Here is a 12,904-nt window from a genome sequence, read left to right as displayed (position 1 = left end):
AGTCACCACGCCACTCTCCATCGCAGCATAAGCATTGCCATCAGCTACCATGCGGGCACGCACGGATCCGTACATCGACACAAAGGATCAGCCTCAACGACATCCAACGACCGCAGATGTTGTACAACCATCGAGACAGGAAGACTAGAGAGCTCCAGAACGGGAGCCCAGCTCGGTGTCGAACGCGGTTGGGCTGGCACAAGAGCAAAGCCCCGCCGCAAGGCCTCACAGTGGGGGCCCTCCCTCAGCGTCAGGCCAGTGCCGACTCGACTCGACGAGCGGCATGAAAGGCGGTGTAGGTGCGGTAACCGCCATTGAGGTTGCGAGCCTGATAACCGAGCTCGCCAAGCAACATAGTGGCAACATGACCACGAAGCCCCACCGCACAATAGACGAGGAATGGACCATCGCCAAGATGGTCGATGGCACCTCTCAGCTCATCAACTGGCGCAGAGACACTGCCCGGAACAGAACCGGATAGATGCTCTGCTGGCGTTCGTACATCGAGCAGGGTCCAGCCAGCTTCCACCAAGGATTGCACCTCATCTGGTTCGACAACGTCACAGTCGCCAAATCGGACGTTTTCGGCGATATAACCGAGCATGTTGACCGGATCCTTCGCAGACGAGAAGGGTGGAGCGTAGGCGAGTTCGAGATTCGCGAGCTCCTCAACTGGCAGGCCCGCAGACATCGCCGTCGCTAACACATCGATACGTTTGTCGACCCCTCCTCCACCAACGGCCTGTGCACCAAGAATCATGCCATCCTCCGGATCAAAGAGCAACTTCAGCGACATCGGTTCTGCGCCTGGGTAATAACTAGCGTGGTTCATTGGATGCGCACGCACCACTTGATATGGCCTCCCTGCCTCTCGGAGACGACGCTCATTCCAACCGGTGGTCGCAGCTACGGTCTCGAACACCCGCACAACGGCGGTCCCGATCGACGGCACGTGACGAGCACTGAGCCCACAGATATGATCGGCAACCCTACGCCCATGGCGATTGGCCACGTTGGCCAGCGCAATCAACGATGGCCCCTCACTGACACTATCGAACTTCTCGACCGCATCGCCAACGGAATAGATATCTGGATCACTTGTCACGTTCGACTCGTCAACCACGATGCCACCATGGGGCCCAATGGCAAGCCCAGCCAACTTCGCAAGTCTCACATCGGGTCGTACGCCAACCGACGCCACCACCAACTCACCCTCGACTTCGCGACCGTCGCTGAGCGTCACCCCCCAAGCATGCACCTCTACCACCGAAGCACCGGTGATGACGGTGATGTGATGTCGGATCAACTCCTCCTCGACCATCACCGCCAGCTCAGGATCGAGTGCTGGCAACACCTGTGGAGCTGCCTCGACGACGGTAACGGCAATACCATGATGCGAGAGGTTCTCCGCAGTCTCCAACCCCACGAAACCCGCCCCCACGACAACCGCTGTCCTCGGCGTCTTGGCGACATCGCCGACGATCCGCTGAGCATCCTCGACCGTGCGCAGCACGCGCATCCGTTCGGCTCCTGGGATGTTCAACCGTATCGGCGACGCTCCTGGGCTAAGGATCAATTTATCGTACTCAAGAACCTCAGGATCACCTCCACCCGTCGACCGCACCCGGACCTGGTGACGTTCGCGGTCGATGCCTACCACTTCACTATCAACGCGTACATCAAGCCGAAATCGATCATGCAGCCGCTCAGGCGTCTGCAGTAGTAGTTCCTCTTCCTCTTCGATCACGGCACCAACAAAATACGGCAGTCCGCAGTTGGCATAGGAGACATGACCGGAACGTTCGAGCACGGTAATCGAAGCGTGCCCATCAAGACGCCGGAGCCTGGTCGCCGCTGACATACCGCCGGCCACGCCACCGATGACGATGACTTTTCGTGGTGAGGGAGTAGTTAAACCGGGTTGCTGCGAGCGTTTTTCCATACCCCCCAGCGTATCTGACGGCCGATTGAGGGGGCGTCGCTTCCCGTCAGACAAAGGACTTTAGTCCCTACCGATATACGATCTAATAATGGGTTCCATTTACCGAAGAGCGAACAGTGCTCGTAGCGGACACAACCAACGTGTTGTCGATACATGACGACCGGGTCACCATCTCTTCTTCGTTTTCGATGCGCCACGTCGGCGAGTCAAGAGAAACGATACCGACAGGTACGGCCCAATATTATCAAGTTCTACCACCAGTTCTACCACCAGTTCTACCAAAACGGCACTCCGTTCAGGTAGCTTGCACAACACACAGGAAGGGAGTTCACCGAATGGAGGCTAGAAAGCGATCAAAAGCCGCAGCAAAGGCGGCTGGCAGGTCGTTAGAGAACGACCTCGTCGAGGTCTTTCGCCAACATGGCCTCTCCGCCCACCGCCTAGGACTGCAGGGATCGCATGACAAGGGAGATGTCAAGGTTGAGCTTGCCCCCGATCACGTCTTCGAGGCGAAGAACTGTCGTACCCTCTCGCTGACACAATGGTGGCGCGAGGCCTTGAGGGAGTGCGAAAATGCGCAGGCTCACTACGCATGGGTCGTTCACAAACGCCATGGTGTAAGCGATCCATCCGAGCAATGGATTACGACGACTACCGGTCAAGTTGCAGATCTTCTCACCGAGATTACACGGCTCAGAAAGTATGTATTGGAGTTGCAACAGGACCGCTCCGATGGGCGAGGCAGCCCCGACCAAGCGGTAATTGCCGATTAGCGGAGCTATCCTCCTGCCACGCGAGCCAGCTCGATTGCGCCAGCAGAGAGCTTCGTTATACCATCGGCCCGAAAATGGACTGAATATATCGCGCGACGATCCGACTCGTATGCATTACCCACAGCGAAGAGGAGGGTCAAACGGCGGCATCGCTACGCCTCATGAGCGAATGAGCAGCGCCGGATGCCACGGCCTCTGACTCACCCTCGTTCGTGCCACACGCCACACAACCACCTGCTTGACACTGTTCGCGCTGAGCCCTCGCTACTGGTTCACCACCGAGGACAATACACATCAGTAACTCTCCTCGTATCGGCGAGTCCGTCCAATCTCTCGCATCATCCACTAGCTGATCCGCCGCCAGCTCGCGTCACTATCCCTACCGAGAAGCTAGGCCTTTGCCTACTCCACCACGACAAGGCCATATCACCGATCAGGCTTCACCGTTGGCGTCGCCCTTGAGGGCGCGAGTGCCCGTTCATCACCCTTCTCCCCGTCATCGAGATGGACGTCTGCCTCATGAGCAGGTGATCACGCCGCGACAAAGCAAGGTGTGTCGTCCCAGCATCGAGTAGCTCCTCACTGAGACTATGATCGGACTTTGGCACCGAAAGGTCAAGTACATGCGAACCATTCAGGAACCACAGCATATCGCGACGCCATATCTCCTTATTGACCTCGATGTGGCCACAACAAACGCGAAAGCGATGGCGGACGCACTGCGCGATCGCGGTATCTCGCTACGCCCGCACGTCAAAACCCATAAATCCACCAGCCTTGCACGACTACAGCAATCACTGGGTGCTGATGGTGTCACCGTCGCTACGGTCGGAGAGGCAGAAGTGTTTAGTGCCGCTGGGTTCGATGATGTATTCATCGCGCTTCCTCTCTGGATCACGCCCCACTCCGCCGCACGACTAGACCGACTCTCCCTCTCTGCCAAGCTTCGCATTGGTATCGATTCAGCGCGTGGTGCACAGAACCTGGCCGAGCAGTTGCACACCCCGGACGGGGTCGAGGTGATGATAGAGATCGACAGCGGGCAACATCGCACCGGTGTTCAACCAGATCAGGCCGGCCCCCTCGCCGCCCGCTGCCAATCCCTCGGGCTACGCATCGCTGGCGTCTTTACCCATGGTGGGCATAGTTATGCTGGCGTCGGAGTGACCAGCCGGGCGGCAACACAAGAGAGTGAGGCTCTTGAGGTCGCACGCTTGAGCCTCTGCGATCACGGAATCACAGCAACAGTCCTCAGTGCCGGATCCTCCCCAACGGCACGCAAGCTCGGTGGTGTCGTTACCGAAGCCCGTCCTGGCACCTACCTTCTGAACGATCGCCAACAAATTGCCTTGGGAGTCGCCACCCCCGACCAGGTGGCTGCCGTCGTGGCGACCCGGGTAATGAGTACCGCCGTACCCGGTCAATTTGTCGTCGATGCTGGCAGTAAAGCGCTCACCGCGGAGTCGAGTTCTCTCGTCGACGGTTTTGGCTCCGTGCGAGAACTCGACGGGGCGATCGTGACCAGAGTATCAGAACATCACGGCGTCGTCTCCTACCAAAGCAAACCACCACCCGAGGGTACGCTGCTCCACGTGCTACCCAACCATATCTGCACCGTTGTCAATCTCTATGACCAATTTATCGTACTGGACTCTGATCCAATCAGGATCGACGCGCGCGGCCACCTAACGTAACAACTCCATCTCGATGACCTGACGTTCTCGATTCGCCACCAAATGACTGACCACTGCTATCGCTACCGCCGTTGTCATCAACTGTTCGAAGCCGTCGTCGGACCTCAGCGGGTTGGCGACGCTTCCTCAAGGATGTTGGCAAAACAGATGCCAACCCATCTCCGCCCAACCGCACAACAAAAGAACCCGTCCCAACCAGGAGTCAAGGAAGCCAAAGGCGATCGATTTCAGGGTCGGCAGCCGATCCGACCACAACTGAGTTACGCTGACCCAAACAAGGATCGTCACCGCCAAGCTGAGCCATACTATTTGTCCGATATTCATGGCTGCTGTCCTCGGTTTGGGGGAAGTGGTTGATCACCTAGATTCGCGGATGTCCTCTTATCGTTTCGGGTGATATGCACACGATTTGCCAGGACAAAGAAGACACCGAGAGCCAGCCAAGCAGCAACGAGCAGTGACCGGCCCGTTGCAAAGCGGCTCACCCGTCCGATCAGATAGCTCAACGTCGGCAACGAAGGTACCTCCAAGAGAAAGCTACGGAAATCCCAGCCGGCGACCGCCAACACAAGGATCACCCACACCACCGCACCAAAGAGAAAGCACCATGAGCGTTGTGTTGGTCGTCTGATTCCAGCCCATATTCGTGACAGCCAGGCCCGGTTGGATAGACGTTGGCGGTGACGACCCTCCATGATCGCCAATGCGAATATGACGCCTATGGCGGCAATGATACTCAAATGGGCTGCTTCACTCGGCCAGGGATGAGAGCCTTCCCACCAAGCGAAGAGCAGGCCTGACACAGCGAGGGAACCGCGCAACGCGTGGCGTACCATGAACCCGGGCAAGCCCCGCCACCGCGGCGAGCCATGCTGCTTGACGCCGCTGCTCTCTCTTTGGAACCTACTGCGCACTACCCCCTAGCCTAGGGCTTTGCCGGTGGCTTCAGCGAAGACAGACGCGAGCGATGCTCACGCAGCTATCACCTACGTCTGCCGATGTTGGTCGGGTTCGGCGGCCACCCGCTCAGCATATCAATGGAGTGACAATCCATCGGCTCGATCGTTACCAACCTTCTCATCGGGTACGCATTAGCAAACCTGCACTCGCTCTTTCGTTGCACCCATAGACCGTGCCCGGCATCACAAAGCCAGAAGTACTTTTGCCTGCGAAGCAAAGAGGATCTTCGGAAATAAGCGGTAACGTTCGCAAAGCTTGGTTGCTAACGTGCGTTTTATCACAGTTCGTCCGTGGCTGACAACGCAACGGCGCCTAGCGGTCTCCATGGGAACAACTGCACCACAGAGGACTCCCACCCACGAGGAGATAGGAGTTTGCCATTCAGCAGCCAACTCAGGTAACTTCTGACAAAACACCACCACAAACGACCTCAGCCACATCCTCCCCGATTAGTTTCTTAGGAAAGTCTAAACTAAGCAAGTGAAGATACCGATGCAAAATTCATATCGAAGCCTCCGATAACCAGGCAACGGACTCACGCTGCGATCATCGGCGTGGTCGCGATAGTACTCGTCGTGACCGGTGCCGGCATTGCCCTCCCCTCTGTGGCCTTTGCAGATTCATTGCAGACCGCCCAAGCGCAAGCCAAGACAATTACCAACCAGATCAGTGTCCTCGATAATGCAGTACAGGTCTATGCAGAAGAGTACGACCAAGCTTGGGCAACTGCAGAGCTCAGTGGTCACTACGAAACGTGCAATCTCAGCTGAACAAGAACATCTCAAGGTCCTGCACGCGGAGGTGATCACCGAAGCGGACACGCTATTCATGCAAGACGGGACAAACAGCAACTTCGTCACGCTTGTGCAGACCAATCCTGATGCCACCGCGCTCACGCAAGAAGAAATCAATACCGCAACCGATGTCCAGGAACAAGATGTCCAACAGTATCAGGCTGCTCAACAAGTGCTCCAGCAACAAGAGAAGGAGTTGAGTACACAAAACCGACAAGAAGCCACAACCGTCATACTGCTCGGCACAGATCGCAACCGTGCGCAGTCGGCGCAGGCGCAGGCTGTCAACACGCTCAGTCAAGTCAATCAGCAGATTCAACAATTGGTTTATCAGCAACAACAAGCAGTCATCCAACAACGCGAAGCGCAGGCGACTGCCGCTCTTGCCGCCGAACAGGCACAGGCGGCGGCACAGGCACAGGCACAGGCGGCGGTCGGCGGCTCACCACACAACGCGACTCAACCGAATCAGGCCAGCACTCCTAGCCCCACACCGGCTCCTAGCCCCGATATCGCCAATCCCGTGTCGGCACAAGCGGCACAAATGGCTCTTCAGATAGTGAACGCTTACGACACGACCTATGTGTGGGGAGGTTCTGGTCAATGGGAAAATGGGTTACAGATCTTCGATTGTTCGGGGCTCGTCATGTTTACCTACGCCAAGCTGGGAGTCGACTTTCCTCATTCGGCAGCGGATCAAGCAAACGACACAACGCCAGTAAGCTATTCTCAGCTCTAGCCGGGAGATTTGGTATTCTACGATACTGAAGGCGCCACGAGCATCGATCACGTAGCGATCTACGTTGGCAACGGACAGGTTGTGGAGGCCACCAATCCGGGCCGCCCCGTATCGCTCGATCCAATCACCTGGTCCGGCACCCCCGTTCAGTTCGGAGCGATCAATTACCTACCAAGTGCTTATACTACGATGGGTAGCCTATAGAAGTGTTCGAATGACGTAGAGTCCAAATCCCATCACGACAACACAGAGAGCCGTGACCACCAAACGGTACAGGCCGCGCATCCTGAATGCGTCCGGTAACGCTTTTGCCTCCAGTGCCAGCAGAAATCCTAACACGATCGGCAAGAGCAGCGCGTTCATCACCTCCACGTAGATTACTAACCTGATCAAATCGAGGCTCAGCAGCACAATGATGGCTCCAAACACATGGGCCAGAGTGTACGTAGTGTAGAATTTCGCTGAATCACGATCGGGTTTGGTATTGAGCGTGTGCTTCCAACCAAATGCTTCGCTCAAGCCCCAAGCACCGGCCAGCGACGCCACGAGAGCAGCAACGAGCCCAGCACCGAGCATAGCGATGCCAAGGAGCACCTTGCCTCCCACCACCCCCACATACGGACGAAGCGCCAACGACATCTCACCGATTGTGTTCAATGCCGTCCCGGGACGTGCGATCCCGATGGTCGCCGCGAACGTCACTATCATCACCACCATGATGAGCTGGGTGAGCACTGAACCGAAGGCCGTGTCTCTCCGAGCGGCCGCAATGTGGGCTCGCGTCAAGCCTTTGTCGACCATCGCACCTTGCTGATAGAAGATCATCCATGGCATGATGACCGCACCGACGTTTGCGGCCAAGAGCAAGATAAATCCGCCATTGTGAAGCGGCATATGCCCAAAACCATCGGCAATGGCCGAAAAGCTAGGGTGTGCCATGACCATCACTGGAATAAAAACGAGCTCAGCAAGACCCAGGGCGATACCAACGCGCTCCGCCCTTGGGTACTTGCCTGTCATTGCAATTCCAATGAGAAAGGCTGCAGCGACCGGGACAGAGATGACGCGTGAAACCCCAAAAAGGTCCCCTACCCCAGCAACACCAACAAACTCTGTCAGTAGCGCACCTACTGCAGTCAGAAAGAGCGTACCAGCTGAAAGTAACGCCCATCTCTTGCCAAAACGCTCACGAATCAGCGCACCATGCCCCTTGCCAGTGACGATTCCCAGCCGAACGGTGATCTCCTGTACAAAATAGAGAATCGGCATAAGAATCAGATTCGGTAGTACCATCCTGTAGCCAAATTGGGTACCGGACTGCGCAGCTGTCACAAGACTGCCGACATCAGTGTCAGCAAGCATGACAAGAAGGCCGGGACCCCACACGACAAGAAATCCAATCCACAGATCCCGATGCCGAAAGTTGCTCCTTCGAGATACATACGGAGAGGCGCCCTCAGCGAATTTCATAGACTTAGGTTAGCCTATCCTAAGTTCACCACCGGCCACATGCTCGTCTCCACCTCACAGCTCTTGGCACTTTTGGCGATCCCTCACCTCCCGTCACATGACGTCTGTCGAGACGTAGGGTGCGAGCAGCTCCCCAAGTGCAAGGAGCTCTGTTGGAGCCTTTCAACAACTAGCTGGCTGCCGACGAGCGGCCAAGTATGGACTCGTCGATGACATCACTGGCCTAGCGTCGGCAGCCAGCAATCGCGATGCGGACGACAAGGCTTCACATTTTGCCAGCAAGGTAGATTTAACTGGGTATCTGACGCACGCCTACCACACAATGGCTTGACTCGAGGAGATAGCGAAAGCTCTGCACTGCGTACTGTCGCTTTTCCAGGGTGGGAAGGGAACACGGCTTGCAGCCCACCCAACAGGCTGAAACTACTCACGTTGAGGTCGTCCGTTAACCCTTACCTGACTCCACGCAAGTTTTGCAACCCCGTAACCAGCCAAAGTGACAACCGTATGTAGCGGTCAACCCAAACATATCCCCAGCAACGATCGAGATCTTCTTCTGCTCAAGCGGCGAGTGCGAGCCACTATCGGTGGCTCGCACGGTTAAAGCAGCACGTCGTGGTTGGCGCTAATAAAGTACAGTGATGACCATCGAGTCCCACCCTCCTCTAGAAGAGTATCTTGAGACCATCTGGTACTTGAGAGAAGACTCGATCGAAGTGATTCCGACGCGCCTCGCCGAACGTCTTGGGCGCTCTCTTCCCACGGTCACCCAACGGCTCGATCGTTTGGTCGCCGAAGGTTACCTCGCTCGTCCCTCCGGCAAGCAGCTCGAATTCACCCAACAAGGACAAAAACTTGCCGAAGGAGTCGTGCGAAAGCATCGACTCGCCGAATGCCTGCTCTACCAAGTGATCGGCCTTTCCTACGTGAAGCTGCACATTGAAGCTGGCCGTTGGGAGCACGCCATCTCCGATGAGGTTGAAAACCTGATCACGACGCTGCTCGGCAACCCTCTTCGTTGTCCTCATGGCAACCCGATCCCCTACGGAACGGATGCTAGCCTCGCCATCGGCTCGCCAGGCATTCGCCTCAACGAAGCTGGTATCGGGGTGCCACTTAAGCTCCAGCGCATCACCGAGGAGCTAGAGGAGGACGAGGTCCTCATGGCAACCCTCGTCGACAACGAGATCTTCCCGGGAAGTGAACTGTGCGTTCATCGTCAAGATGCACGATCGCTCACTATTGACCACCAGGGACACTCCGTCACGCTCGCCATCAAATCCGCAGCCCTCCTTGTTGTTGATCCCATCACGAGAGCTGCTTCATAGCTGGGTTTCCCAGTACCTTATGGCCTTTCAGCGATTGTTACGGGTGGCTATCGGTGGTATGCGTTTCATTTACTTCAACCGAGCTGGTGCGCCATCGCGATCAGGAGTGAACTGTAATGCGTGATCAATCGTGTTGATCATCCAGTCAAAACTCTCGCTTGCGTCGCCTTCGAGTCGGAATCTGTCTGCAAGCTCGATGATTACAAACCCATGCAACATCCGGAGTGCATGAATCTCCGGTCCAGAGTGACGCGAATCGTTGGTTCAGGGATATAAGAAAAGTCACCCGGCGTAACGGTGTTCCTGGTCTGAAAGCGGCCCGGATGTTCGTTGACGTAGGCACGCATAGCGCGTGCAACAGCCATCAGTGCATCTGATTCAACTCTCCTTTGGGCTGCATCGCGCACGCAGTCGCGAAGCTAGTGGAAGGTCCATTGCAAGAACGGCGATCCGGTGGGTCAGATCAGCGAGACTATCGACAGGCTTGTCGAGCGCCAGGGTCGTCACTCCAACACGCTCTGCCACAAGCCCCATACTGAGTCGCCCCACTCCGATCTCAGCAGCCAACACGGCACCTGCCCAGCGACCGAAGCTGATCCGGGGCCAGCCCTACGCAAGGGAAAAATCCGGGCCAGCGAGGGCAAGGCCCCTGACGGACTTGATCGTGGAATGATCCGCCGCGGATGAACCACCTCGAATGCGAGAGGACCGGCCATAATAGATACGGCAGGCAATCGCTAAGTCGCCGATGACTCGCACGCCCTCCGCGCCGCGACCAGATACCTATGTCAGACCCACTACCACCCCCAGCCGAACTCCGCGAACAACTCCATCGTCGGAACGACAACAGGACGGGCGATCTCGACTCGGACAAATCCGCCTGTGAATTCAAGGACGAGGGCCAGGAGCTAGCTCTTCGCATCCAAGAAGCCCTCGGTGATGACCTCGAAGCGCTCTCTGATTCGGCATGTATGGTCAACTGACTGGAATCGACCCCATCGTTGGGAATCGCTTGATTCATGAGCTCTTTGGCGAGCTTGCTACTCCCGTGATCTTCGATTCTTGTTGGCGGAGAACCAAAACTACACAATGGTGGTCAAATAATTGCACGGTGCCAAACACCGAAACTGCATGGCATTGGTGGGTGAAAACAATCGACCAATATGGCCCCGGTGCAGTTGAGGTATTTAGCCCCACCCTCAGTCCCCCACCTCGCTGCCTGATCATTAACAGACGTCGCCATCATCGCATGCCTTGCGTCGTACGTACCTGGGGACTGGAATCTTTCCGTTGAGGGCGTACATGACAATCTCCGAGGACGCAACTCTTCGCTCAGTGACCGCGTGGTATTGAAGAAGGGCCGCAAGAATGGTCTTGGCGATCACTCGATCTCCAAGAGGAGAGGGGTGAATATTGCATACGAAGCGAGCATCGGAGCTGTTGACGCGATAGCGAATCTGAAGTCCTGCAGCACATTGATTGCCGCCGTAGGGCGCCGCAGCCGAGACAAAAGCCCCAAATCCGCCAGCGGTCAAACCCCCCGCAGCTAGCGTAGCTCGACGAACAACAGCGTTGATCCCTTCCGTACTGTGCATGGCAATGCGGCCATTGATCAAAAGCGGATAATATTCCAGTGCAACGATAGGCCCCCGATACCCGGCTTCGATCCGAATGGCATGAAAGATTACCCCGAGATTCTTCCGCAATGATGCATCGAGACGCTCTTCCTCACTGGCACTACGACACTGCGCCTTCGTAGTGAGCTGGCAGAGCCGAAGATCATTAGCACCGATGTCGATCGACACGAGTTTAGTTTGGGGATGCGACCTAAGATAGTTCACGGCAAAGCCCAGCTGAGAGCCTGAGTAGCGGATATGAAGCGGCCAGAAGCGCCGATACCCCCCTCCATGACCCATGTAATTCTCGCACCGATTACTCGGAGCATGTGGATCAATCATTGATGCACTCGTCTCACCGGGGCAAGAGGCGTTCACGAGTTGGAGATGCAATGCGCTAGCGACATCGTTCGCGTAGCTCCGAAAATGAGCGGGGTCGTTATACCACGACGTACTCGGATAGGTCGGCAGCGCCTGCACCGGCACGTATCCGAAAGCAATAGAGTCACCAAGCGCAAGGTACGTACCGCGTAAAGGAAGAGAGGTCGCCCCAGCTGCCTCAGGAACGACAACCACAACCACCTGAATCAGCAGTACGATCAGCACGATCTTGCGGAGATAGGAACGTAGACGGGTTTTTAAGGTCATCATACAGAAAGGTCTATGATATCAAAACTGACCGAAAGCTTTTTCGAGAACACTCTGACACCAATTTCTTTCTGCCACCATCCCCTGCGATACGTTTTCAATACTGTATCACTCTACCCCTAAACCTTCTGGGCACATTAGCGGATGTTAAACAACCAGACCATGACAACCCTGACAGACCTTGGGTTACGAGGGATGGCAGACGCATTTGGTGAACAGCTTGATAGCGTCGGCTACCTCGAGCTCAGCTTCGAAGAACGCTTTGGGATGCTAGTAGACCGAGAGGCGATGGACCGGGAGGCTAGGAGGCTCACCACCCGCCTGAGAGCTGCCAAGCTCAGGCATCAAGCCAGTCTTGAGGACCTCGACTTTCGCACCCCGAGAGGACTTGACCGTTCTACCATCATGAGCTTTAGCTCATCACACTGGATCGATGCACACCAGAACATCTCGGTCACCGGTCCAACCGGAGTTGGTAAGAGTTACCTCGCGTGTGCACTGGCCTTTGCTGGGATTCGATCGGGTCATAGCGCAGCGTACCGGAGGGCACCGGCACTCCTTAGCGATCTCGCTCTTGCCAGAGGTGACGGGAGATACCTCAGGGTACTCGGGACTCTTTCACGTGCTTAAGATACTCGTCATTGACGACTTCGGTCTCTCGGCACTCAAGGGGAACGAAGCCTCGGATCTACTCGAAGTGCTCGAGGATCGATCTGAGCGCAAGTCAACCATCGTCACCTCACAGCTGCCCATCGATTCGTGGCACGAGGCACTCCGAGACCCGACAATCTCTGATGCGGTACTCGATCGTCTCTTGTGCAACGCGCACATCCTCTCGATGACCGTTAACATCCATGAGAGCCAAGAAGTCCAAGGTGGCTAAGTCCGCGGACGAGACTCCATGACACCATCAAAACTACCGAGAAGGAGGCGACACTTG

12 protein-coding genes and 1 pseudogene are annotated in these 12,904 nt (G+C 56.3%); 8 read left to right on the top strand and 5 right to left on the bottom strand.

Annotation, left to right across the window (positions count from 1 at the left end; translation table 11 throughout):
• Positions 1–250 precede the first annotated feature (250 nt).
• Positions 251–1,942 carry an FAD-dependent oxidoreductase gene (locus tag M7439_RS00165; RefSeq protein ID WP_298343978.1) on the bottom strand — a complete coding sequence of 564 codons (1,692 nt, stop codon included), beginning with the start codon at positions 1,940–1,942 and terminating at the stop codon, positions 251–253.
• A gap of 335 nt (positions 1,943–2,277) precedes the next feature.
• Between M7439_RS00165 and M7439_RS00160 the strand changes: the two genes are divergently transcribed.
• On the top strand, positions 2,278–2,715 hold the full coding sequence (locus M7439_RS00160; protein ID WP_298343981.1) for a hypothetical protein: 438 nt from the start codon (positions 2,278–2,280) through the stop codon (positions 2,713–2,715).
• Positions 2,716–3,338: 623 nt separating this feature from the next.
• Complete coding sequence (locus M7439_RS00155; RefSeq protein ID WP_298343985.1) at positions 3,339–4,409, top strand: alanine racemase; 1,071 nt, start codon at positions 3,339–3,341, stop codon at positions 4,407–4,409.
• A gap of 320 nt (positions 4,410–4,729) precedes the next feature.
• On the opposite strand, the gene M7439_RS00150 is transcribed toward M7439_RS00155, so the two are convergent.
• The gene (locus tag M7439_RS00150) at positions 4,730–5,149 is read right to left on the bottom strand and encodes a hypothetical protein (RefSeq protein WP_298343988.1); all 420 of its coding nucleotides are present in this window, start codon (positions 5,147–5,149) and stop codon (positions 4,730–4,732) included.
• A 774-nt stretch (positions 5,150–5,923) separates the two neighbouring features.
• On the opposite strand from M7439_RS00150, the gene M7439_RS00145 reads away from it, so the two are divergent.
• Positions 5,924–6,139, top strand: a complete 216-nt coding sequence (locus M7439_RS00145) for a hypothetical protein (protein WP_298343991.1) — start codon at positions 5,924–5,926, stop codon at positions 6,137–6,139.
• Positions 6,051–7,106, top strand: a pseudogene (locus tag M7439_RS00140) (C40 family peptidase). The gene M7439_RS00145 and the pseudogene M7439_RS00140 overlap by 89 nt, the downstream one beginning before the upstream one ends.
• Here M7439_RS00140 and M7439_RS00135 read toward each other — a convergent pair.
• On the bottom strand, positions 7,101–8,372 hold the full coding sequence (locus M7439_RS00135; protein ID WP_298343995.1) for an NRAMP family divalent metal transporter: 1,272 nt from the start codon (positions 8,370–8,372) through the stop codon (positions 7,101–7,103). The pseudogene M7439_RS00140 and the gene M7439_RS00135 overlap by 6 nt on opposite strands.
• A gap of 641 nt (positions 8,373–9,013) precedes the next feature.
• Here M7439_RS00135 and M7439_RS00130 point away from each other — a divergent pair.
• Positions 9,014–9,700: a metal-dependent transcriptional regulator gene (locus M7439_RS00130; RefSeq protein ID WP_298343997.1), complete on the top strand. Its 687-nt coding sequence runs from the start codon at positions 9,014–9,016 to the stop codon at positions 9,698–9,700.
• Positions 9,701–10,078: 378 nt separating this feature from the next.
• Here M7439_RS00130 and M7439_RS00125 read toward each other — a convergent pair whose 3' ends face one another.
• The gene (locus M7439_RS00125) at positions 10,079–10,267 is read right to left on the bottom strand and encodes a hypothetical protein (protein ID WP_298349219.1); all 189 of its coding nucleotides are present in this window, start codon (positions 10,265–10,267) and stop codon (positions 10,079–10,081) included.
• Positions 10,268–10,485: 218 nt separating this feature from the next.
• Between M7439_RS00125 and M7439_RS00120 the strand changes: the two genes are divergently transcribed.
• On the top strand, positions 10,486–10,683 hold the full coding sequence (locus M7439_RS00120) for a hypothetical protein (RefSeq protein ID WP_298344002.1): 198 nt from the start codon (positions 10,486–10,488) through the stop codon (positions 10,681–10,683).
• Between the two features lie 243 nt (positions 10,684–10,926).
• Here the strand turns inward: M7439_RS00120 and M7439_RS00115 are convergent, their stop codons facing one another.
• Positions 10,927–11,967: a GDSL-type esterase/lipase family protein gene (locus M7439_RS00115; protein WP_298344005.1), complete on the bottom strand. Its 1,041-nt coding sequence runs from the start codon at positions 11,965–11,967 to the stop codon at positions 10,927–10,929.
• Positions 11,968–12,159: 192 nt separating this feature from the next.
• Here M7439_RS00115 and M7439_RS00110 point away from each other — a divergent pair, with 192 nt between their 5' ends.
• Both M7439_RS00110 and M7439_RS00105 read left to right on the top strand, forming a co-directional pair.
• Positions 12,160–12,594, top strand: coding sequence for an ATP-binding protein (locus M7439_RS00110; RefSeq protein ID WP_366525202.1), 435 nt, complete (start codon positions 12,160–12,162; stop codon positions 12,592–12,594).
• The gene (locus M7439_RS00105) at positions 12,587–12,847 is read left to right on the top strand and encodes an ATP-binding protein (protein WP_298344010.1); all 261 of its coding nucleotides are present in this window, start codon (positions 12,587–12,589) and stop codon (positions 12,845–12,847) included. The genes M7439_RS00110 and M7439_RS00105 overlap by 8 nt, the downstream gene beginning before the upstream one ends.
• Positions 12,848–12,904: the final 57 nt, after the last annotated feature.

This window comes from Ferrimicrobium sp. (assembly GCF_027319265.1).
Classification (GTDB): Bacteria; Actinomycetota; Acidimicrobiia; order Acidimicrobiales; family Acidimicrobiaceae; genus Ferrimicrobium.
The sequence above is the reverse complement of the archived record's forward strand: the minus strand, read 5'-3'. Positions and strand labels throughout refer to the sequence as shown.

Excerpts from the sequence above, each read along its gene's own strand:
- M7439_RS00160 (WP_298343981.1), top strand. The coding sequence starts at position 2,278 with ATGGAGGCTAGAAAGCGATCAAAAGCCGCAGCAAAGGCGGCTGGCAGG.
- M7439_RS00130 (WP_298343997.1), top strand. The coding sequence starts at position 9,014 with ATGACCATCGAGTCCCACCCTCCTCTAGAAGAGTATCTTGAGACCATC.
- M7439_RS00135 (WP_298343995.1), bottom strand. The coding sequence starts at position 8,372 with ATGAAATTCGCTGAGGGCGCCTCTCCGTATGTATCTCGAAGGAGCAAC.
- M7439_RS00115 (WP_298344005.1), bottom strand. The coding sequence starts at position 11,967 with ATGATGACCTTAAAAACCCGTCTACGTTCCTATCTCCGCAAGATCGTG.
- M7439_RS00155 (WP_298343985.1), top strand. The coding sequence starts at position 3,339 with ATGCGAACCATTCAGGAACCACAGCATATCGCGACGCCATATCTCCTT.
- M7439_RS00165 (WP_298343978.1), bottom strand. The coding sequence starts at position 1,942 with ATGGAAAAACGCTCGCAGCAACCCGGTTTAACTACTCCCTCACCACGA.
- M7439_RS00110 (WP_366525202.1), top strand. The coding sequence starts at position 12,160 with ATGGCAGACGCATTTGGTGAACAGCTTGATAGCGTCGGCTACCTCGAG.
- M7439_RS00120 (WP_298344002.1), top strand. The coding sequence starts at position 10,486 with ATGTCAGACCCACTACCACCCCCAGCCGAACTCCGCGAACAACTCCAT.